General features: G+C 75.5%; 19 protein-coding genes. 10 read left to right on the forward strand and 9 right to left on the reverse strand.

Features of this window, described 5'->3' with window-relative positions; translation table 11 throughout:
- Nucleotides 1-85: 85 nt before the first annotated feature.
- A complete protein-coding gene (locus tag ACZ6Y7_RS34055) occupies nucleotides 86-724 on the reverse strand; it encodes a transglycosylase family protein (protein ID WP_465761814.1) in 639 nt (212 codons plus the stop codon).
- A 221-nt stretch (nucleotides 725-945) separates the two neighbouring features.
- On the opposite strand from ACZ6Y7_RS34055, the gene ACZ6Y7_RS34060 reads away from it, so the two are divergent.
- Nucleotides 946-1,800, forward strand: a complete 855-nt coding sequence (locus tag ACZ6Y7_RS34060) for an S-methyl-5'-thioadenosine phosphorylase (protein WP_465761815.1) — start codon at nucleotides 946-948, stop codon at nucleotides 1,798-1,800.
- A gap of 63 nt (nucleotides 1,801-1,863) precedes the next feature.
- On the opposite strand, the gene ACZ6Y7_RS34065 is transcribed toward ACZ6Y7_RS34060, so the two are convergent.
- The 5 genes from ACZ6Y7_RS34065 to ACZ6Y7_RS34085 form a co-directional block, all read right to left on the reverse strand.
- A complete protein-coding gene (locus ACZ6Y7_RS34065; protein WP_465761816.1) occupies nucleotides 1,864-2,340 on the reverse strand; it encodes a hypothetical protein in 477 nt (158 codons plus the stop codon).
- A gap of 46 nt (nucleotides 2,341-2,386) precedes the next feature.
- A complete protein-coding gene (locus tag ACZ6Y7_RS34070; protein ID WP_465761817.1) occupies nucleotides 2,387-2,569 on the reverse strand; it encodes a hypothetical protein in 183 nt (60 codons plus the stop codon).
- Entirely contained in the window at nucleotides 2,569-2,886 is a 318-nt protein-coding gene (locus tag ACZ6Y7_RS34075) for a type VII secretion target (RefSeq protein ID WP_465761818.1), read from the reverse strand. The genes ACZ6Y7_RS34070 and ACZ6Y7_RS34075 overlap by 1 nt, the downstream gene beginning before the upstream one ends.
- 139 nt (nucleotides 2,887-3,025) lie before the next feature.
- Entirely contained in the window at nucleotides 3,026-3,709 is a 684-nt protein-coding gene (locus ACZ6Y7_RS34080; protein WP_465761819.1) for a sirohydrochlorin chelatase, read from the reverse strand.
- 11 nt (nucleotides 3,710-3,720) lie between these two features.
- On the reverse strand, nucleotides 3,721-4,845 hold the full coding sequence (locus ACZ6Y7_RS34085) for a uroporphyrinogen-III synthase (RefSeq protein ID WP_465761820.1): 1,125 nt from the start codon (nucleotides 4,843-4,845) through the stop codon (nucleotides 3,721-3,723).
- Nucleotides 4,846-5,037: 192 nt separating this feature from the next.
- Here ACZ6Y7_RS34085 and ACZ6Y7_RS34090 point away from each other — a divergent pair, with 192 nt between their 5' ends.
- The 7 genes from ACZ6Y7_RS34090 (at nucleotide 5,038) to ACZ6Y7_RS34120 (ending at nucleotide 14,252) form a co-directional block, all read left to right on the forward strand.
- Nucleotides 5,038-7,254 carry a molybdopterin oxidoreductase family protein gene (locus ACZ6Y7_RS34090; protein ID WP_465761821.1) on the forward strand — a complete coding sequence of 739 codons (2,217 nt, stop codon included), beginning with the start codon at nucleotides 5,038-5,040 and terminating at the stop codon, nucleotides 7,252-7,254.
- A complete protein-coding gene (locus tag ACZ6Y7_RS34095; protein ID WP_465761822.1) occupies nucleotides 7,251-8,501 on the forward strand; it encodes an NAD(P)/FAD-dependent oxidoreductase in 1,251 nt (416 codons plus the stop codon). The genes ACZ6Y7_RS34090 and ACZ6Y7_RS34095 overlap by 4 nt, the downstream gene beginning before the upstream one ends.
- 47 nt (nucleotides 8,502-8,548) lie before the next feature.
- Nucleotides 8,549-11,122 carry a nitrite reductase large subunit NirB gene (gene nirB, locus ACZ6Y7_RS34100; RefSeq protein WP_465761885.1) on the forward strand — a complete coding sequence of 858 codons (2,574 nt, stop codon included), beginning with the start codon at nucleotides 8,549-8,551 and terminating at the stop codon, nucleotides 11,120-11,122.
- Complete coding sequence (locus ACZ6Y7_RS34105) at nucleotides 11,119-11,499, forward strand: nitrite reductase (NAD(P)H) small subunit (protein ID WP_465761823.1); 381 nt, start codon at nucleotides 11,119-11,121, stop codon at nucleotides 11,497-11,499. Before nirB ends, ACZ6Y7_RS34105 begins: the two co-directional genes overlap by 4 nt.
- Nucleotides 11,496-12,833, forward strand: coding sequence for a nitrate/nitrite transporter (locus ACZ6Y7_RS34110; protein WP_465761824.1), 1,338 nt, complete (start codon nucleotides 11,496-11,498; stop codon nucleotides 12,831-12,833). The genes ACZ6Y7_RS34105 and ACZ6Y7_RS34110 overlap by 4 nt, the downstream gene beginning before the upstream one ends.
- Before the next feature lie 123 nt (nucleotides 12,834-12,956).
- Nucleotides 12,957-13,433, forward strand: coding sequence for a hypothetical protein (locus tag ACZ6Y7_RS34115; RefSeq protein ID WP_465761825.1), 477 nt, complete (start codon nucleotides 12,957-12,959; stop codon nucleotides 13,431-13,433).
- Between the two features lie 195 nt (nucleotides 13,434-13,628).
- The gene (locus ACZ6Y7_RS34120; RefSeq protein WP_465761826.1) at nucleotides 13,629-14,252 is read left to right on the forward strand and encodes a hypothetical protein; all 624 of its coding nucleotides are present in this window, start codon (nucleotides 13,629-13,631) and stop codon (nucleotides 14,250-14,252) included.
- Here the strand turns inward: ACZ6Y7_RS34120 and ACZ6Y7_RS34125 are convergent.
- From ACZ6Y7_RS34125 to kdpB, 3 genes are all read right to left on the reverse strand, one after another.
- Nucleotides 14,240-14,704, reverse strand: a complete 465-nt coding sequence (locus ACZ6Y7_RS34125) for a hypothetical protein (protein WP_465761827.1) — start codon at nucleotides 14,702-14,704, stop codon at nucleotides 14,240-14,242. The genes ACZ6Y7_RS34120 and ACZ6Y7_RS34125 overlap by 13 nt on opposite strands.
- A 380-nt stretch (nucleotides 14,705-15,084) precedes the next feature.
- Nucleotides 15,085-15,570 carry a universal stress protein gene (locus ACZ6Y7_RS34130; protein ID WP_465761828.1) on the reverse strand — a complete coding sequence of 162 codons (486 nt, stop codon included), beginning with the start codon at nucleotides 15,568-15,570 and terminating at the stop codon, nucleotides 15,085-15,087.
- A gap of 238 nt (nucleotides 15,571-15,808) precedes the next feature.
- A complete protein-coding gene (gene kdpB, locus ACZ6Y7_RS34135) occupies nucleotides 15,809-18,085 on the reverse strand; it encodes a potassium-transporting ATPase subunit KdpB (protein WP_465761829.1) in 2,277 nt (758 codons plus the stop codon).
- Between the two features lie 419 nt (nucleotides 18,086-18,504).
- Here kdpB and ACZ6Y7_RS34140 point away from each other — a divergent pair, with 419 nt between their 5' ends.
- A complete protein-coding gene (locus ACZ6Y7_RS34140; protein WP_465761830.1) occupies nucleotides 18,505-18,702 on the forward strand; it encodes a hypothetical protein in 198 nt (65 codons plus the stop codon).
- A 210-nt stretch (nucleotides 18,703-18,912) separates the two neighbouring features.
- A complete protein-coding gene (gene lysA, locus ACZ6Y7_RS34145; RefSeq protein ID WP_465761831.1) occupies nucleotides 18,913-20,307 on the forward strand; it encodes a diaminopimelate decarboxylase in 1,395 nt (464 codons plus the stop codon).
- The last annotated feature ends 143 nt before the right edge of the window (nucleotides 20,308-20,450 follow it).

The raw sequence follows: 20,450 nt of genomic DNA on the forward strand, positions 1-20,450 counted from the left end.
GACAAATCCCAAACAGGACAGTCGAGACGTCAGTCAGGCGGAGGGTCAGACCCACCGGCAACATCACCACGTCACATCCTCACTGTCAGGCGGGGAGGTCGAGGACGGTGCCCGGCTGGATGAGGTCCGGGTCCGCGCCGATGGCGGCGCGGTTGAGGGCGTAGAGGGCGGGCCAGCCGCCGGGGACGCGGAGGTCGTCGGCGAGGTCGGCGAGGGTGTCGTCCTCGCGGACGGTCCACCGGCCGTCCGCCCTGGACGCCGCCGTGGACGCCGACGCGGGGGCGGACGCGGAAGCGGGCGGCGGCAGCACGGCATCGCGTTCGTGGCCGCGGGTGGCCCCGGGGCCGCTGACCGCGCGGGCGCCGCAGACCGGCCAGGGGGCGAGGCCGCGGCGGCCGGCGAGGTGCTCCGCGACGGCGATCTGCTGGTCGCGGGTGGCGAGGTCGGCGCGCGGGGCGTACGCCAGGCCGCCGTTCTCGCGCCAGGTGGGCTGGTCGAACTGGAGGCCGCCGAAGTAGCCGTTGCCGGTGTTGACGCGCCAGTCGCCACTGCTCTCGCAGGCCGCCACCCGGTCCCAGTCGTACCGGTCGCCGTCGGGCCGGCCGGGGTCGGACCCGGCGCCGTGGCCCGGCGGCGCGGCGTGGGCCGTGGGAGCGGAGAGCGTCACGGCGAGGGCGCAGAGCGCGGTGGGGACGAGGCGGCGGAGTCGAGCGGTGGGAGGCATCGGCGGCTCTCAGATCCGGGGACAGGACGCGCGCCGTCCGGAGGCGGCGCCCTCCCACCGACGCACGACCGGTGGGGCAGGCCGCCGCCGACACGTCCGGCAAGTCACCCGCACGGCCGTCCCGGACCACCCCGCCGGCCCGCGGCCATCCGGCCGTACGGTCCTCCGAGCACCGCTCTACAGTGGCGGGCGGGACATTCCGATGAGGAGGGGTACGAACGATGGCGATCGATCTGGGCACCGTGCGGGCCGAGTTGGGCGTGATCGGCGGTTCCGGGCTGTACGCGCTGCTCGACGAGGTGACCGAGGTACGGGTGGACACCCCGTACGGCGAGCCGAGCGACGCGCTGTTCGTGGGGGAGGTGGCGGGGCGCCGGGTGGCGTTCCTGCCGCGGCACGGCCGCGGCCACCGGCTGCCGCCGCACCGGATCAACTACCGGGCCAACCTGTGGGCGCTGCACTCGCTCGGGGTGCGGCAGGTGCTCGGGCCGTGCGCGGTGGGCGGGCTGCGGCCGGAGTACGGGCCGGGCACCTTGCTGGTACCGGACCAGTTCGTCGACCGGACCTCGGGGCGGGTGCAGACCTTCTACGACGGGCTGCCGCTGCCGGACGGCTCCGTCCCCGAGGTGGTGCACGTGTCGATGGCCGACCCGTACTGCCCGGCCGGGCGGCGGGCGGCCCTGGACGCGGCCCGCGACGCGGCCTGGGCCCCGGTGGACGGCGGCACCCTGGTGGTGATCGAGGGCCCGCGCTTCTCCACCCGCGCCGAGTCCCGCTGGTTCGCCGCCAACGGCTGGTCGGTGGTCGGCATGACCGGGCACCCGGAGGCCGTGCTCGCCCGCGAACTCGGCCTCTGCTACACCTCGTTCGCCCTGGTCACCGACCTCGACGCGGGAGTGGAGACCGGCGAGGGCGTCACCCACGCCGAGGTGCTGAAGGTCTTCGCGGGCAACGTCGACCGGCTGCGCACCGTCCTGTTCAAGGCCCTGGAGGCCCTCCCCGCCGACCGCGACTGCCCCTGCTCGCACGCCCTCGACGACCTCCCCACCGGCCTCCCCGGCGTCCCCTCCCCCTGAGGCCGCCCGGCGCAGGGGCTCAACCGGCACGGTGCGGGCGGCAGTTCAGGAAGTGGCGGGATTTCAGGTACCGGTGGCCCGGACGTAGACGTCGGCGGCGCCCCGCGTGACCGTGCCGGCGGGCGGCCGCTCCACCACGAAGATCTGCCGCCCGGCCGGCCCCTGCGGCAGCAGCAGGCCCTTGGCCGGCTCGTCGCCCGGCAGTTCGGCCCGCAGGTCCCCCGGCAGCGGGGCGAGGGCGGCGCCGGTCTCGGACAGGTCGTAGGTGCGGAGGAAGTCGTCGATGTTGACGTCGTCGCCGCCGGCGAGTCCGTAGCGCAGGTACGCGACCGGCGACCCGTCGGCGGTCCGGGACAGCACGGCGTCCTCGGGGATGTAGTACCGCCCCTTCCCGGGGTGCTGTCCGCGGTGCAGACCCGCCAGCCGCTCCGCCCGGTCGACGTCGGTCTCCGGCGGATCGGCCCTCCGAAGGAACCCGGCCACGCCCCACCAGACGCACCCGACGGTGATCAGCACGCACAGTGCCAGGAAGGTCCCCAACAGGCGACGCGCCCACGGCCTGCCACGGGCACCCCCGACCGCCACCTCAGAGCCTCCTGGTCCGGGCGTCACTGGCGACCTCGTCCCACTCCTCCGCTGCCGGGTGGAAGGCCTCCGGGTCGCAGGAGCGGATCTGCTGCAGGGTGACCGGCTGTGCGAAGCGGCGTTCATGGGTGGGTTCGGAGACCTTGCGGCGGCCGTCCGCATCCTCGGCGTAGACGGACGGCATCAGTCGGTGCCTTCCAGGAGGGCGGCAGCGCTGCGCAGTTGCTCGGCGACGGCGGCTTCCTGTCGGTAGTAGTGGGTCGCGGTCACGCGTAGGCCCTCGGCGAGCCGGCGGACGGCCTCGGTGATCTTGCCGGTCTCCTTGGACCAGTCGTTCACGCAGGTGCCCAGGGCTGTGCCGATGGTCCATTCGTTGTGCCGGGTGGCGGCGGCCGCCGACTCGCCGAAGCCGGTGTCCGCTTGCGAGAGCGTGTCCGCTGCCTCGTCCAGCTTGCCTGCTGCCACCGGGAGGCGCTCCGGCTCCGAGATGTAACCCCCCACCCTGTGCCCTCCCGAGTCCGGCTACGGCTCCGGTCTTCTTCTGGTCTTCACACTAACGAGCGGACGGAAGGAGCGCAGCGGAACGGGGCGACTGGTGAAGGGGTGTTGGGCCGGGTCGCGGCGGGGGGGCTGGGGAGGGTCAGGCGGCGGTGGGGAGGGTTGTGGTGGCGCGGGCCTGGTCGTAGCGGTGCAGGACCAGGCGGGCGACGGCCGGGTGGTCGGCGAGGGGGGCGCTGGTCCAGGTGGCCGGGGTGGCGGCGGCGCGGCGGGCGAAGAAGCCGGGGGAGAGGAGGTAGGTGGCGAGGGCGACCCGGGGGTGGCCGGCGGCCTGGAGGTCGGTGACGGCCTGGTGGGGAGTGGGGGTGGCGGCGGACAGGTGGGCGGGGGTGACCGGGCGGCCGAGTCGGGTGGCCAGGAGGTGGGCCGCCCGGGTCGTGTCGGCGAGCGCGGTGGGGTCGCAGGAGCCGGCTCCGGCCAGGACGACGGGGGCGTCGGCGGGGGCGCCGGCCTCGGTGAGGCGGTCGGCGAGGGCTTCGGCGAGCAGCGGGTGGGGGCCGAGGGCGGGGGCGAGGTGGGCGTCCGGGAGTCCGGCGGCGGCCAGCGCTCCGGGGATGTCGACCCGCAGGTGGTAGCCGGTGCCGAGAAGCAGTGGGACGAGGATCGGGCGCGCGCCGGAGAGCCGGGCGAGGGCTTCGGCGAGGGTGGGGCGGGCGAGGTCCAGGAAGCAGCAGCGGACGGCCAGCTCGGGGCGCAGGGCGCGAACCGCCCGGAGCAGGGCGCGGATCGAGGCGCTCGCGGCTCGGTCCCGGCTGCCGTGTGCCACGGCGAGCAGCATCAGCCCGCCGCCAGCCGGTAGCCGCGCTTGGGGACGGTGCGGATCAGTGCGGCGTGCGGCCCCAGGGCGGCTCGCAGTCGCCCGACGGCGGCTTCGACGGCGTGTTCGTCGGCCGCGGCGTCCGGCCAGGCGGCGCGCAGGAGTTCGGAGCGGCTGAGCACCCGGCCGGGTCGTTCGGCGAGGGCGCGCAGCACGGCGGCCCCGCGCGGGCTGAGCCAGTGGCTCTCGCCGTCGACCAGTGCGGCGTTCCCCTGGATGGTCAACACCCTTCCGGCGAGGGCGACTTCGCGCCGGGTGCGGCCCGGCAAGGTGTCGGCGAGCAGCCGGACCAGGGCGCCGAGCCGGCCGCGTTCGGGGTGGACGGCGGGCAGCCCCAGGTCGGTGAGCGGGCGCGCGCACAGGCTGCCGACGCACACCGGCAGCACGTCCGAGCGCAGGGCGTCGACCAGGGCCCCGTACCGGCCCTCGGCCTCGGCGGTGGCGAGCAGGGCGCTGATCGCGGGGGCGCTGGTGAAGGTGAGCGCGTGCAGCCGGCGCCGGACGGTCTGGTCGAGCAGGCGCCTCACCGCGCCCGGGTCCTCCGGCGGCGCCCAGCGGTAGACCGGGACGGAGATGACCTCGGCGCCGCGTTCGCGCAGGGCGGCGGCGAAGGCGTCCAGCCGGACACCGTGCTCCTGGACGGCGATCCGGCGCCCGGCCAGCGGGCGGGCGAGCAGCCAGGTGAGCAGTTCGTCGGTGGCCTCGGTGCCGGGCGAGTACTTCTCGTCCAGGCCGCTCGCCCGCACCGCGCCGGTGGCCTTGGGGCCGCGGCTGAGCACCACCGCGCCGCGGCAGGCCTCGGCGAGCGCGGCACCGCGGTCCCAGCCCTCGGCGGCGCTCATCCAGCCGCGCCAGCCGACCCCGGTGGTGGCGACCACGTAGTCGAGCGGCGCGGCGAGGCAGTGGTCGGTGGCTTCGCGCAGGGCGAGGTCGTCGGCGAGCGGCAGGATGCGCAGCACCGGCGCCTCGACCACCTGGGCGCCGCGCCGGTTCAGCAGGGCGGTGAGTTCCTCGCGGCGGCGGGCGGCGGTGACCCCGACGGTGAAGCCGGTGAGCGGTCCGGGCTGGGGGAGGGTTGCTGCCATGGGGGTCAGCCTCCGCCGTGCGTGTTACGGCGGCGTTGCCCGGGCGTCACCTGCCGGTGAGCGAAAGTGCCGCTCCGGTTACGGCAGATGTCCGGCCGCGCACCCCGGGGTGGGCGCGGTGTGAGCGAGGCGTACCGCGCCCGCAACACCGGCGACCCGATCGCGAAACAGCGGGCGGCGACCTTTCTCAGCATGACGCTCACCAGTCCGAAGGCCGGGGCCGAGGCGGCCGTCGCCGCCACCGACACGCACTGCCCGTACTGCTCGCTGCAGTGCGGCATGCGGCTGTCGCCGACTGCGCCCGTGCCCGGCGTACCCGGCGTGCCCGGCGCCCCGGGAGCGTCCGCCGTGCCCGCCGGCGCCCTGGCGGCAGACGCCCCGGTCGAGGTGCTGGAGCGCCCGGACTTCCCGGTGAACCGGGGTGCGCTGTGCGGCAAGGGCCGTTCGGCGCCCGCGCTGCTGGCCCGCGACGTGCGGTTGACCGGTCCGCTGCTGCGGGACCGCCCGGGCGGTCCGCTGCGCTCGGCCGGCTGGCCGGAGGCGCTGGACCGGGTGGCCGCCGGGCTGGCGGGGACGAGGGCCGCGTACGGGCCGGACGCGGTGGGCGTGTTCGGCGGGGGCGGGCTGACCAACGAGAAGGCGTACCTGCTGGGCAAGTTCGCCCGGGTGGTGCTGGGCACCGCCAACATCGACTACAACGGCCGGTTCTGCATGTCCTCGGCGGCGGCCGCGCACCGGCGGGCCTTCGGCCTGGACCGGGGGCTGCCGTTCCCGCTCGCCGACATCCCGCACACCGGGTGCCTGATCCTGGTCGGCGGCAACCCGGCCGAGACGATGCCGCCGGCCGTCCGCTACTTCCGCGAACTACGGGAGAACGGCGGGCGGTTGATCGTGGTCGACCCGCGCCGCACCAGGACCGCCGAGCTGGCCGACCTGCACCTGCAGCCGCGCCCCGGCGGGGACCTGGCGCTGGCCCTCGGCCTGCTCCACCTGGTGATCGCGGACGGTCTGGTGGACGAGGAGTTCGTCGCCGAGCGGACCACCGGCTTCGAGCGGGCCCGCGAGTCGGCGATGGCCCACTGGCCGGACCGGGTGGAGCGGATCACCGGCGTCCCGGCGCACCGACTCCGGGAAGCCGCGCGGATGTTCGGCGAGTCTGCGACCGGCATGGTGCTCACCGCCCGCGGCCCGGAGCAGCAGAGCAAGGGCACCGACACCGTGGGCGCCTGGATCGACCTCTGCCTGGCCACCGGCAAGGCCGGCCGCCGGTTCAGCGGCTACGGCTGCCTGACCGGCCAGGGCAACGGGCAGGGCGGCCGCGAGCACGGCCAGAAGGCCGACCAGCTGCCCGGCTACCGCTCGATCGAGGACCCGGCGGCGCGGGAGCACGTCGCCGCCGTCTGGGGGGTCGACCCGGCGACGATTCCCGGCCCCGGCAGGTCCGCCTACGAGCTGCTGGACGGCCTCGGCCGCCCCGGCGGCGTGCGGGCGCTGCTGCTGGCGGGTTCCAACCCGGCGGTGTCCGCCCCGAACGCCGGGCACGTCACCGAGCGGTTGAGGGCCCTGGACCTGCTGGTCGTCGCCGACCCGGTGCTCTCCGAGACCGCCCGGCTCGCGGACGTCGTGCTGCCGGTCACCCAGTGGGCCGAGGAGGACGGCACCACCACCAACCTGGAGGGCCGGGTGATCCTGCGCCGCCGCGCCCTCGATCCTCCGGAGGGCGTGCGCAGCGAGCTGTGGGTGCTGCGCGAACTGGCCGCCCGGCTCGGGGTGCCGGAGGGCTTCCCGGCGGACGGCTTCCCCGCCGAGGCCGAGCGGGTCTTCGACGAGCTGCGGCGCGCCTCGGCCGGTGGCGACGCCGACTACGCGGGCGTCAGCTACGCCCGGATCGCCGCCGAGGACGGGGTGTTCTGGCCCTGTCCGGCCGAGGACCACCCCGGCACGCCCCGGCTGTTCCTGGACCGCTTCGCCACCCCGGACGGCCGGGCCCGCTTCGCCGCCGTCACCCACCGCCCGGCCGGCGAGGAGCCGGACGAGGCGTACCCGCTGTACCTGACCACCGGCCGGGTGCTCTCCCAGTACCAGAGCGGCGCGCAGACCCGTCGGGTCGCCGAGCTCAACGCGGCCGCGCCCGGTCCGTACGTCGAGCTGCACCCGGGGCTCGCCGCGCGGCTCGGGATCACGGACGGCGAGCCGGTGGCCGTCACCAGCCGACGCGGCCGGGCCGTCGCCCCGGCGCGGCTCTCGGACGGGATCCGGCCGGACACCGTCTTCATGCCCTTCCACTGGGCGGGCGCCGGCCGGGCCAACAGCCTCACCAATCCGGTGCTCGACCCGGTGTCGCGGATGCCCGAGTTCAAGCTCTGCGCGGTGCGGGTGGAACCCGCCAGGAAGGAGGCCACGCCGTGACCCCGAGGATCGCCGTCGTGGGCGGCGGCATGGCGGCCGCCCGCTTCGCTGAGCGCTACGGCGCGCTCGGCGGGCCCGGCGCCGTCACCGTGTACGGCGCCGAGCCGCGCGCCCCGTACAACCGGGTGCTGCTCGCCGAGGTGCTGACCGGGCGCTACGACGCGGAGTCGATCGCGCTGCCGCTCGGCGGAGCGCTGGCCAGGCCCGGCTGCGAGGTGGTGGCACTGGACACCGCGGCCCGCACCCTGCGGCTCGCGGACGGCAGCGTCGAGGAGTGGGACGAGCTGGTCCTCGCCACCGGCGCCAACCCGGTGCTGCCGCCCGTGCGCGGACTGCGCCGCACCGACGGGTACGGGCTGACCGAAGGGGTGCACACGCTGCGCACCCTGGAGGACTGCGCCCGGCTGGCCGAGCAGGCCGTCGGTGCCGAGCGGGCCGTGGTGATCGGCGGCGGAGTGCTCGGGGTGAGTGCCGCCCGGGCGCTGGCCGTGCTCGGGGTCCGGACCGAAATCGTCCACCAGGCACCGTACCTGGTCGATCGTCAGCTGGACGAGGAGGCGGCCACCGTGCTGCGCGGGCGGCTGCGGGCGCTCGGTGTCGAGTGCTACACCGGCAACCGCGCCCGGGCCGTGCACGGCGACCCGGTGGCGCCCCGGGGTGAAGGCCCGCAGCGGGTCGGCGCCGTCGAACTCGCCAACGGCTACCGGCTGGACTGCGACCTGGTCGTGCTCGCCTGCGGCACCCGCCCGCGCACCGCGCTCGCCCACGCCGCCGGACTGCCCGTCGGCACCGGCGTACGGGTGGACGACCGGCTCGCCGTCGCCCCGCACGTCCACGCCATCGGCGACTGCGCCGAACACCGCGGCACCGTCCACGGCCTGGCCGGCCCCGCCTGGGAGCAGGCCGACGTGCTCGCCCGCCGGCTCTCCGGCGCCGAGCCCGAGGCCCGCTACCCCGGCACCAGCCCGCGCGCCCGGCTCAGCACCGGCGACCTGGAGTACGCGGCCTTCGGCACCGTGGACGAGACCCTCGACCCCGGGCTCGACGTGCTGCGGCTCACCGACGCCACCCGCGGCAGCTACAAGAAGCTCGTCCTACGCGGCGACCGGCTGGTCGGCGCCGTCCTGCTCGGCGACCTGGCCACCGTGGACGCGCTGGCCGGCGCCTTCGCCGACGGCGGCGCACTGGCCGGCCACCCCCTGAACCTGCTCACCGGAGGAACCGCCATGACTGGAGTAGCGCGTTGACCCCTGACCACCGCAGTACGCGGGACCTCGTCCTGGTCGGCCACGGCATGGTCGGCCAGCGCTTCCTGGAGGCCTGGACCGAACAGCCGGCCGCGCGCGGCTGGCGGGTCACCGTGCTGGCCGAGGAGCCCCGGCCCGCCTACGACCGGGTCCACCTCAGCTCCTTGTTCTCCGGCAGCGCCGCCGAGGACCTCGCGCTCTGCCCGCCCGGCTTCCTCGCCGAGCACGGCATCGACCTGCGCCTGGGCGACCCGGCCACCGCGATCGACCGGGACGGCCGGCTGGTGCGCACCCGCTCGGGCGCCGAAGTCCGGTACGACGTACTGGTGCTGGCCACCGGCTCGGTGCCGTTCGTCCCGCCGGTGCCCGGCACGGACGCCCCAGGCTGCCACGTCTACCGCACCATCGAGGACGTCGAGGCGATCCGCGCCGGGGCGCAGACCGCCGGCACCGGCGTGGTGGTCGGCGGCGGACTGCTCGGCCTGGAGGCGGCCGGCGCCCTGCGGGCCGGCGGACTGGACACCCACGTCGTGGAGTTCGCGCCCCGGCTGATGGCCGTTCAGGTGGACGACGGCGGCGGCGCGGCGCTGCGCCGCAGGATCGAGGAGCTCGGCGTCACCGTCCACACCGGCGTCGGCGCGGCCGGCGTGCTCACCGGCCCGGACGGCACCGTCCGCGCCCTCGCGCTCTCCGACGGGCGCGAACTGGCCGCCAACCTGGTGGTGTTCTCGGCCGGCGTGCGCGCCCGCGACCAGCTCGCCAGGGACTGCGGACTGCCGGTCGGCCCGCGCGGCGGCGTGGTCGTGGACGTCCACTGCCGCACCGAGGATCCGGCGGTCCTCGCCATCGGCGAGTGCGCCCAGGCCGTCGACGGCCGGGTCTACGGCCTGGTCGCCCCGGGCTACCAGATGGCCGAGACCGCGGCGCGCACGGTGGCGGCGCTGACCGCCGACGGCCCCGCGGGCGAGGGCTCGGGTCCCGTCGGTCAGGGGTTCACCGGCGCCGACACCTCCACCAAGCTCAAGCTGCTCGGCGTGGACGTCGCCAGCTTCGGCGACCCCCACGGCACCGCCGAGGGCGCCCTCGACGTGCTCTACAGCGACAGCCGCAGCGGCGTTTACCGCAAGCTCGTCATCGGTGCCGACGGCGCCCTGCTCGGCGGCGTCCTGGTCGGCGACACCGAGGGCTACGGCGCCCTGCGCCCGCTCGCCGTGGCCGGCAAGCCGCTCACCGTCGCCCCCGAACAGCTCGTGCTGCCTGCCGGGTTCGCCTCGGCCGGACCGCTCGCGCTGCCCGACGACGCGGTGCTCTGCTCCTGCCACCACGTGACCCAGGCAGCGGTGCGGGCCGCCGTCCGCGAGCAGGGTGCCGACAGCGTCGCCGCCGTCAAGAAGTGCACCCGGGCCGGCACCGGCTGCGGCAGCTGTCTCAAGCAGCTCGGTAGCGTCGTCGCCGAGGAGCTGGAGGCCGCCGGGGTCAGCACCGCCACGGGCCTGTGCGAGCACTTCGCCCACACGCGGGCCGAGTTGTACGAGATCACCCGGGTCACCGGGCTGACCAGCTTCTCCGATTTGCTGGCCGAGCACGGCAGCGGCGGCGAGGGCTGCGAGATCTGCAAGCCGACCGTCGCCTCCATCCTGGCCAGCCTCGGCAACGGCCACATCCTGGACGGCGAGCAGGCAGCGCTGCAGGACTCGAACGACCACTTCCTCGCCAACCTGCAGCGCAACGGCTCCTACTCGGTCGTTCCCCGGGTGCCCGGCGGCGAGATCACCCCCGCGGGCCTGATCGCGATCGGTGAGATCGCCCGCGACCACGGCCTCTACACCAAGATCACCGGCGGCCAGCGGATCGACATGTTCGGCGCGACGGTAGACCAACTCCCGGTGATCTGGCGGAAGCTGGTCGACGCCGGTTTCGAGTCCGGGCACGCCTACGGCAAGTCGCTGCGCACCGTGAAGTCCTGCGTCGGCGAGACGTGGTGCCGCTTCGGCGTCCAGGACTCCACCACCCTCGCCATCGAACTCGAACTGCGCTACCGGGGGTTGCGCTCCCCGCACAAGCTCAAGGCCGCCGTCTCCGGCTGCGCCCGCGAGTGCGCGGAGGCGCAGAGCAAGGACTTCGGCATCATCGCCACCTCGGCCGGCTGGAACCTCTACGTCGGCGGCAACGGCGGCATGACCCCGCGCCACGGCGACCTGCTCGCCGCCGACCTCGACCGCGAGACGCTCATCCGCACCATCGACCGCTACCTGATGTTCTACATCCGCACCGCCGACCGGCTGGAGCGCACCTCCGTCTGGCTGGAGCGGCTGGAAGGCGGCCTGGACCACCTGCGGGCCGTCGTGCTCGACGACTCGCTCGGCATCGCGGCCGAACTCGACGACCAGATGGCCCGCCACATCGGCGGCTACCGGGACGAATGGGCCGAGACGCTGGCCGACCCGGAGCGGCTGCGGCGGTTCGCCTCCTTCGTCAACGCCCCCGGCACCCCCGACCCCGCCGTGACCTTCGTCCCCGAACGCGGCCAGATCCGCCCGGCCCGCCCCGGCGAGGCCGGCCACACCCTCGACTCCCCGGTGCTCGTCGCCGGGGCCCGACTGGAGGTGCTCACCCCGTGACCGTACAGATCCACGACGGCAGCGGCTGGCAGACCGTCTGCACCCTCGCCGAGCTCCAACCCGGCCGCGGCGTGGCGGTGTTGCTCCGGGAGGACGCGCCGGGAGCCGACCGGGCCGCGCAGATCGCCCTCTTCCTGGACCGCGCCGGAACGCTCCACGCCGTCGACAACCTCGACCCCTTCAGCGGCGCCCCGGTCCTTTCCCGCGGCCTGCTCGGCAGCCGCGGCGACCGCCCGACGCTCATCTCGCCGATGTACAAGCAGGTCTACGACCTCACCGACGGGCGCTGCCTGGACGAGGACACCGCCCCCGACGGCGCCCCGGCCGTCCTCCGGCGCTGGCCGGTGCGGATCGGCGCTCCCGGAGGTGCCGTGTGACCACCGCCCTCGACGCGAGAAGGTCCGTCCCGTCGGCCGGTTGGGACCCGGAGGACGAGGAGTTCTGGCAGCACACCGGTGCCCGGATCGCCCGCCGCAACCTGGCCTTCTCGGTGCTCTCCGAACACATCGGCTTCTCGGTGTGGAGCCTCTGGTCGGTGCTCGTCCTCTTCCTCGGGCCGGAGTACCACATCGACCCCGCCGGGAAGTTCACCCTCACCGCCCTGCCCACCGCGCTGGGCGCCCTGCTCCGGCTGCCGTACACCTTCGCCGTCGCCCGCTTCGGCGGCCGCAACTGGACGGTGATCAGCGCCCTGCTGCTGCTCGTCCCCACCGCGCTCGCCGCCCTGGTGCTCGAACCCGGCGTCCGGTACGGCACGCTGCTGGCCGTCGCCTGCGCGGCCGGCGTCGGCGGCGGCAACTTCGCCTCCTCGATGGCCAACATCAACGCCTTCTACCCGCACCGGCTCAAGGGCTGGGCGCTCGGCGTCAACGCGGGCGGCGGCAACCTCGGGGTGCCGGCCGTGCAACTGCTCGGGCTGCTCGTCCTGGCCACCGCCGGCGCCGCCCACCCCCGGCTGCTGCCGCTGCTCTACCTGCCGCTGATCGTGCTCGCGGCGGCCGGGGCGTGGTGGCGGATGGACAACCTGCCCGTCGCGTCCGGGGGGCCGGGCGAGGGCGGCGCCCTGCGCGAGGTGGCCCGCGACCCGTACGGCTGGGCCGTCTCGACGCTGTACATCGGGACCTTCGGCTCGTTCATCGGCTTCGGCTTCGCCTTCGGGCAGGTGCTGCAGGTGCAGTTCCACGAGCGCTTCGACACCCCGGTCAAGGCGGCCGCGCTCACCTTCCTCGGGCCGCTGCTCGGCTCGCTGCTGCGGCCGGTCGGCGGGCGGCTCGCGGACCGCTACGGCGGGGCGGCGGTCACGCTCTGCACCTTCCTGGGCATGGGGGCCGGGACGGGCGTGGTGCTGGTCGCCTCGCGGGAGGGCTCGCTCCCGCTGTTCCTCGGCGGATTCATCGCACTGTTCGTGCTGAGCGGCCTCGGCAACGGCTCGACGTACAAGCTGATCCCGGCGCACTACCAGGCCGTCGCCCGCCGGTCGGTCGAGGCCGGCGCCGATCCGGCGACCGCCGAGGCCGACTCCCGCCGGCGCTCCGCGGCGCTGATCGGGCTCGCGGGGGCGATCGGGGCGTTCGGCGGGGTGCTGGTGAACCTGGCGTTCCGGCAGTCCTTCCTTGTCGGCCACAACGGGGACCCGGCCTACCTGGCCTTCCTCGTGGCGTACGTGCTCTGCTCGGTGCTGACCTGGGCGGTCTGGCTCCGGCGGCGCTGAGGCGCCGGGGCGGGGCGCCGGGGGACTGGGCTGTTGGTGTGACACCCGGACGGCCCGGCGCGCGGCCGTCCGGCCGGACGGTTAGCGTCGGGCGCAACACGTCTCCAGCAGCGGGAGGTTGCAGTGCAACGGTGGATCATTCTGACGGTCGTCGGCGCGGCCCTCACCGGTCTCGCCGCACCCGCCCGGGCCGCCGACCCGGACCCGGCGCCCGCCACCACCGTCACCCTCGGTGACGCCACGATCGACCCGAAGCTCCCCGGGCGCGTCCGGGTCGACGTGGGCTACCTCTGCTCGGTCGCCGCCGAGGCCCGCTCGCTCACCGTCTCCGTCGAGCAGAAGGACCCGCAGGACTCCTCGTCGATCGCCTTCGGCTCCAGCCGCACCGCCGAGGCGGACGTCATCTGCGACGGGACGCCACAGCAGCGCCAGATCGTCGTCCAGTCCAAGACCTTCAACTGGATCCCCGGCGCCGACGCCGTCCTCACGGCCACCGTCGCCAACCTCGGCGCCACCCCGCCGGCCGCGGCCGACGCCAAACGCGTCACCCTCGCCGCGCCCGCCCCCGCCGCACCCAGCGCCCCCGGCGCCGCGTCCTGACCCCGGCATCGCCCCAAGGCCTCGCCATCGGCGGGGCCTTGCCGTCGTCGCCGCCACTGCCGCCGCCACTGCCGCCGCCGATGCCGCCTCCGGACCCCCGGGAACCGTGATCCCGCTGGTGAGCGGGCCTGCTACGATGCGCTCCCTTGTTCTACAGTGCTGTAGAACGGATCCACCGGCGAACGGGGACGCGAGATGACCAAGCCGCTTCGGCTGTCGCAGCAGGATCGGGCGGACTTCGAGACGGAGCTCGGGCGGGCGCTCGGCGCTCCGCAGGTGCGGGCGGCGTTGCGGGACGGCGGGGGCGAGGCGCGGGGGGTGGAGTGGCTGCGGCGCGCGGCGCGGGAGAACGCTGAGTCCGTGCTGGCCGCGGCGGCGGCGGAGTACGAGCGGTACGCGGCGCTACGGGCGGACGCGGACGCGGCGGCGCGGATTCCGGGGGACGCGCCGGGGCGGGAGCGGGCGTCGGGATGGTGGGGGGTGCTGGGGGTGGTGGTGCCGATCACCGCCGGGGTGGCGGCGGCGGTCTTCCTGCTGATGGGCTGGATGCTGGATCTGGTCGAGGACATGGACGTGTTGGCCGACGCGTTGCTCACGGCCGGGTGGGTGGCCGGCGTGGTGGCGGCGGTGAGCCTGCTGGTCGGCGGGCTCGGGCTGCTGGGTGCGGCGGCCCGGTCGACGGCGGAGCCGGTCGTGCAGGCGGACGGGCCGGGCGAGTTGCCGCGGGCGCGGGAGGCCTGGCGGGCGGCGCTGGCCGAGCGCGGGCTGGTGCCGTTCCTGGTGGCGCAGGCGAACGCCGGTTCGGCTCAGCGGGGTTGATCGAGCGCCGCCGAGCGGGCGGTGTCCACCAGGAGGTGGGCGGCGTCGAGGGGGATGTCCAGGCGGCGGGCGATCCAGGCGGCGGGGCGGCCGGACTTGGCGAGCATCCAGGCGGAGTACAACTGGCTGAGCTGGGGCGAGTGTTCGGCGAGCAGGAGTGGGCGCACGGCCTCCATCGGGAAGTCTTCGAGGGCGCGGGCGCTGTACTCGCGGCCGTGGGGGCCCAGCGGGGGCAGCGGGAGCGGGCGGCGGGCGTCCCACCAGCGGCTGAGCAGCACGGCGCCGACGAGCAGGAGCCCGGCGCCCGAGGCGCCGATCAGGATGCCGCCGATGACGGGGCGCTCGTCGTCCTCGGCGAGGCCGAGCGCGATCTCTTCGAGGACGAGCAGGCCGAGCACGGTGAACAGTACGGCGGCTTCGGCGGGGCGCGGGTGGAGCCGGGACGTCGTCATGCGGAACCTCTTCCTCGGCAGGGTAGCCGGGGCGTTCGGGCGGGCGCGGCGATTCACCTTCCGTACAACGGCGGCGAGCGGCCCGGGGCACGCCGTGGCGGGCGTGGCGGTGAACGGCGGGGATCGGAGTTGACGTTCCGTCAAAAGCTGTGCGAATGGCGTGGTTTGGCCGATGGCCGCCTCCGGCCAGCATAGCCCGAGCATGCCAACTTCGACAGCGTTGTCGAAGTTGCGGGCCGATCGCCCCGCCCCGGGGCGCCGGGGTGGGGCGGGAGTGACCCGGCGGGGGCGGGGCTTCGAGCCGCCCGCCCCCGCCGGTGGTCCGGGGCGCCGCTGGTGCGGGGGCGCCGGTGGTCCGGGGCTCCGCCGGTGCGCGGTGCTCAGCGGGCGAGCAGGGGCAGCGGCGCGCCGGTGCGGGCGGGCAGTTCGAGGCGGGTGAGGAGTGCGGAGGGGGAGACCTCGACGATGCGGCAGGCGGCGCGGTGGCGGCAGTGGCGGGCGACCGAGCCGTGGCGCAGGAGGTCGAAGCGGCGGCGGCCGGCGGCGCCGAGGACGAGCAGGTCGTCCGGGCCGGTGACGGCGCCGACCAGGGCCGGGCCGGGGTCGGCGTTGACCACCAGCGGGTGGATGACCAGGCCGGACGGGTAGCCGCCGTAGGCCTGTTCGAAGGCGACGTCGAGACGGCGGCGGGCGGCGTGTTCCGGTTCGGGGCGCGGGCGCAGCCCCTCCCGCTCGGCGGTGGTCCAGGCGGCGACGGGCACCAGCACCGCCTGGTGCCGGGCCGCCTCGCCGACGGCGTGGTAGAGGGCGGCCAGACTGCTCAGTGACCCGCTCAGGCCGACGATCACTCGGGTGGTCCCGGTCATGGCCGTTCGCCTCCGTCTCTCCGGATTCGCTCCGGGTCCGCTCCGGTTCGGCCGGTTTCGCTCCGGTTCTCGTGCCGGCGGGGTGCTCCGGTTCGGTGGGGTCCTCCGGTTCGGTGCTCCGTGCTTCGGATGACTCCAGTGAACCCCGGAACCACCCCGTCCGTACCGCCGCTGACACCACCATGACGCAGGTCACGTCCATCTTGACGGTCCGCTGACGGGCGCCGCCCCGAAGGGGTCAGCCCAGCCCCGGGACGAACCGGACCAGCAGGTCGATGGCCTTGATGCCGAGGAAGGGCAGGATCAGCCCGCCGAGGCCGTAGACCCGCAGGTTGCGGCGGAGCAGGTCGGTCGCGGAGGCGGGTTGGTAGCGGACGCCGCGCAGCGCGAGGGGGATCAGGGCGACGATGATCAGGGCGTTGAAGATGATCGCGGAGGCGATGGCCGAGGTGGGGCTGTGCAGTTCCATGATGTTGAGGTGGTGCAGCCCGGGGTAGGCGTCGGCGAACATCGCGGGGATGATCGCGAAGAACTTGGCCACGTCGTTGGTGATCGAGAAGGTGGTCAACGCTCCGCGGGTGATGAGGAGTTGTTTGCCGACCCGGATGATGTCGATGAGCTTCGCCGGGTTGGAGTCGAGGTCGACCATGTTGCCGGCCTCCTTGGCGGCTGGGGTGCCGGAGTTCATGGCGACGCCGACGTCGGCCTGGGCGAGGGCGGGGGCGTCGTTGGTGCCGTCGCCGGTCATCGCGACCATGTTCCCGGCGGCCTGCTCGCGCCGCAGGTGGGCGAGCTTGTCCTCGGGGGTGGCTTCGGCGAGGTAGCCGTCGACGCCCGCCTCCGCGGCGATCGCCTTGGCGGTCAGCGGGTTGTCGCCGGTCACCATCACGGTGCGGATGCCCATGCGGCGCAGCTCGGCGAAGCGTTCGGCGATGCCCTCCTTCACCACGTCCTTGAGCTCGACGACGCCGAGCGCGCGGGCGCCGTGCCGGTCGTGGACGGCGACCAGCAGCGGGGTGCCGCCGGCTTCGGCGATGCGGTCGACCAGCGGCTTGGCCTCGATCGGGAGGCGTCCGCCGGAGTCGACGACCCAGCGGGCGACGGCGTTCGCCGCGCCCTTGCGGATCAGGCAGGTGGTGCCGTCGGGCCAGCGCAGGTCGACGCCGCTCATCCGGCTGTGGGCGGTGAAGGGGACGGGCTGCCGCTCGCCGAGTTCACCGGGGGAGCGGGGTGGCACCCAGTACTGACGGTTCGTCAGTTCGACGAGCGAGCGCCCTTCCGGGGTCTCGTCCGCCGTGGAGGCCAACTGGGCGGCTTCGGCGAGCTGTTCGGTGGTGGCGCCGGGCAGCGGGTGCAGGGCGACGGCCCGGCGGTTGCCGTGGGTGATGGTGCCGGTCTTGTCGAGCAGCAGGACGTCGACGTCCCCGGCGGCCTCCACGGCGCGCCCGGAGAGGGCGACCACGTTGCGCTGCACCAGGCGGTCCATGCCGGCGATGCCGATCGCCGAGAGCAGGGCGCCGATCGTGGTGGGGATGAGCGCGACCATCAACGCGACCAGCACGATGGTGGTTTGCGGCGCGTTCGCGTAGATGGCCATCGGCTGGAGCGAGACCACGGACAGCAGGAAGACGATGGTGAGCGAGGCGAGCAGGATGTTGAGCGCGATCTCGTTCGGGGTCTTCTGCCGGTTCGCGCCCTCGACCAGGGCGATCATCCGGTCGACGAAGCTCTGCCCGGGCCGGGACGTGACGCGGACGACGAGGTGGTCGGAGAGCACCTTGGTGCCGCCGGTGACGCCGGTGCGGTCGCCGCCGGACTCGCGGATGACGGGCGCGGACTCCCCGGTGATCGCCGACTCGTCCACCGACGCGACGCCCTCGACGACCTCGCCGTCCTGCGGGACCACCTCGCCGGCCGACACCAGCACGATGTCGTGCAGCAGCAACTCCTCGGCGGGGATGACCTCGTGGCGCCGGTCGCGGGTGCCGACCCGCCAGTGCAGCAGCCGCCGCGCGGTGGTGCCCGCCTGGGCGCGGCGCAGGGAGTCGGCCTGCGCCTTGCCGCGGCTCTCCGCGACGGCCTCGGCGAGGTTGGCGAAGAGCACGGTCAGCCAGAGCCAGAAGGAGATGACCCAGGCGAAGACGCTCGGGTGGACGACGGCGCTGATGGTGGTGAGCGCCGATCCGGTCTCGACCACCAGCATCACCGGGTTGCGCAGCATGACCCGCGGGTGGAGCTTGCGGACGGCGGCGGGCAGGGCCTCGGCCAACTGCCGGCGGGTGATGAGCCGGCGGCGGCCGGTGCCGTGGCCGGACGGGCGGTGGCTCGGCCGGTGGCCGGAGCCGGTGCCGGAGCCGGAGCCGGAGCCGTGCCTGTGGTACGGGTCGTGGGTCGGGTGGTGCCCCGGGGCCTGCCCGGCGGGGTGCTCGGGACCGCGCTCCGGGCGGCGGAACCAGTCGGTTCGGGTGGCGGGGGCGGTGGTGGAGTCCGGTGTGCTGCGGGCCGAACGGCGCATCGTCTCGGGGGACCTTCCGGGCCGCCCGGTCGGGTGGGGCGGCGGTTCGGGAACGGCGGGGGACGGCGGACAGCCCACCACCGGATTCCCCTCCGCCATGCCGGTCTTGACGCGGGATTGGCGCCGGGCCGACGGTCCTTGATGTTTCCCTGACACGGCGGCCGGGCCGGGCCGCGCCGGCCTCCCCCCGAGGCCGGTCCCGGGCCCCTTCCCCGGCCGATCCAGGTTTGCTGCCGGCACGCACGGGCGTTCGTGGGGCGGAGGCCGGCGGAACGGCCCCGTGGATGTCAGGAAACCGTCAAGGTGCGCCCCCGACGCGTAGGCCGGGCGTCAAGGCCGGGTGCCGACGGCCCGCGGAGGGTCTCCACTGGATGCGGGGCCGCGCCCGGCGGCCCGCCGAAGGACCCGAGGAGCCCGCCGTGACCACCGCCACCGCCGTCATCGCCGTCGACCAGCCGCTGGAGCGCACCGTCCGCCTGGTGTCCGCCGCCGGACGCCGGGACCGCCCCGAGCCGCCGGAACCGGTCGGGCCGGCCGGCTCGGCGGCCGGGGACGACCGCGACCGCCTCCGCGCCCGGCCCGCGCACTGCCGCTTCGCGATGCACTACGAGGACTGACCCCCAGGACCGGCCCCGACGCCCAGGACAGGCCCCGACGCCCTGGCGCCCCGTCGCCCCGTCCCGCGCACCCCGACGCACCGCCCCGAGGCGACGGCCGGAGGCACCGCCCGAGGCACCGCCCGAGGCACCGCCCCGGGCCGACGGCCCCGAGCCGACGACCCGAGGCGACGACCCACCCCGCACGACCCGTCCGTAGGAGCAGCAGCCATGACCCAGCTCACCGCCCCGTCCGTCCCCTCTCCGGCGGTCGCCCCCTCCTCGGTGACCGCCCCCGCCGGGCGCGTCGGCACCGCCCCCGCCGACGCGCTCGGCGCCCCCTGGCCCGCCTCGGCGCGGCCCGGCCGGGGGGCCGAGGTGCTGGTCGGCGGCGTCGGGCTGGCCGAGGCCGCCGAACGGTTCGGCACGCCGCTCTACGTGCTGGACGAGGGCGAGGTGCGGGCGAGGGCGCGGGCGTACCGGCGGGCGCTGCCGCACGCCGAGGTGCTGTACGCGGCCAAGGCCTTCCTGTGCAGCGCGATGGCCGACTGGGTGGCCGACGAGGGCCTGGGCCTGGACGTCTGCTCGGCCGGGGAGTTGTGGCTGGCGGTGGCGGCCGGCTTCCCGGCGCAGCGGATCCTGCTGCACGGCAACGCGAAGTCCCCGGAGGAGCTGCGGCTGGCCCGCCGGCTGCGGGTCGGGCGGATCGTGATCGACGGTCCGGCGGAGATCGCCCGGCTGGCCGCGCTGGTGGCGGCCGACGCGCCGCAGAGGGTGCTGGTGCGGGTCGTCCCGGGGATCGCGGCCGGGCACCACGCGGCGGTCCGGACCGGGGTCGGCGGGCAGAAGTTCGGCTTCCCGACCGAGGGCGGCGAGGCGGCCGACGCGATCGCCCGGGTGCTCGACCAGCCGGGGTTGGAACTCGCCGGTCTGCACTGCCACCTGGGCTCGCAGATCACCGAGGTCGAGCCGTTCCTGCGGGAGGTGGACGCGCTGGTGCGGCTGCTCGCGGAGGTGCGGGAGCGGCACGGCGTCGAGCTGCCCGAACTGGACCTCGGCGGCGGCCACGGCATCCGCTACCTGCCCGGGGACGCCGAGCTGGACCTCGCCGACTTCGCCGTCCGGGTGACCGACCGGTTGGCGGTGCGCTGCGCCGAGGCGGGCCTGGAGGTGCCGCGGCTGCTGGTCGAGCCCGGCCGGGCGATCGCCGGGCCGGCGGCGGTGGCGGTGTACCGGGTGCTGTCGGTGAAGCACGCCGCGGACGGCCGCTGCTTCGCCGCGGTGGACGGCGGCATGAGCGACAACCCGCGCCCGGCGCTGTACGGGTCGCCGTACGGCGTGCGGCTGGTGGGCCGTCGCTCGGAGGCGGGCGAGGCGCGGACGGACGTGGTCGGGCGCCACTGCGAGGCGGGCGACGTGCTGGTGCGCGACGCCGCCCTGCCCGCCGACCTGCGCCCGGGTGACCTGCTGGCGATGCCCGCGGCCGGCGCCTACCAGCTGTCGATGGCCTCCGGCTACAACCTGGTCGGCCGTCCGGCGGTGGCCGCGGTGCGGGACGGCCGGGCGCGGCTGCTGATCCGGCGGGAGACGGTCGAGGACTTCCGGTCGCGCGAGGTCGGGCGCTGACGAGCGGATGACGGTACGAGCGGATAACGGAACGAGCGGATAACGGAACGGTTGCGGAGCCCGTCCTTCCCGTGCGCAGGTCTTGACGGCGCGGGGAGGGCGGGCGTTTGCTGTGTCCCGCTCGTTGGAACCTGTTCGGTTCT

Source organism: Kitasatospora sp. NPDC053308 (assembly GCF_055585785.1).

Excerpts from the sequence above, each read along its gene's own strand:
- ACZ6Y7_RS34055 (WP_465761814.1), bottom strand. The coding sequence starts at position 724 with ATGCCTCCCACCGCTCGACTCCGCCGCCTCGTCCCCACCGCGCTCTGC.
- ACZ6Y7_RS34060 (WP_465761815.1), top strand. The coding sequence starts at position 946 with ATGGCGATCGATCTGGGCACCGTGCGGGCCGAGTTGGGCGTGATCGGC.
- ACZ6Y7_RS34070 (WP_465761817.1), bottom strand. The coding sequence starts at position 2,569 with ATGCCGTCCGTCTACGCCGAGGATGCGGACGGCCGCCGCAAGGTCTCC.
- ACZ6Y7_RS34085 (WP_465761820.1), bottom strand. The coding sequence starts at position 4,845 with ATGGCAGCAACCCTCCCCCAGCCCGGACCGCTCACCGGCTTCACCGTC.
- ACZ6Y7_RS34090 (WP_465761821.1), top strand. The coding sequence starts at position 5,038 with ATGACGCTCACCAGTCCGAAGGCCGGGGCCGAGGCGGCCGTCGCCGCC.
- nirB (WP_465761885.1), top strand. The coding sequence starts at position 8,549 with ATGGTCGGCCAGCGCTTCCTGGAGGCCTGGACCGAACAGCCGGCCGCG.
- ACZ6Y7_RS34120 (WP_465761826.1), top strand. The coding sequence starts at position 13,629 with ATGACCAAGCCGCTTCGGCTGTCGCAGCAGGATCGGGCGGACTTCGAG.
- ACZ6Y7_RS34125 (WP_465761827.1), bottom strand. The coding sequence starts at position 14,704 with ATGACGACGTCCCGGCTCCACCCGCGCCCCGCCGAAGCCGCCGTACTG.
- ACZ6Y7_RS34130 (WP_465761828.1), bottom strand. The coding sequence starts at position 15,570 with ATGACCGGGACCACCCGAGTGATCGTCGGCCTGAGCGGGTCACTGAGC.
- kdpB (WP_465761829.1), bottom strand. The coding sequence starts at position 18,085 with ATGCGCCGTTCGGCCCGCAGCACACCGGACTCCACCACCGCCCCCGCC.
- lysA (WP_465761831.1), top strand. The coding sequence starts at position 18,913 with ATGACCCAGCTCACCGCCCCGTCCGTCCCCTCTCCGGCGGTCGCCCCC.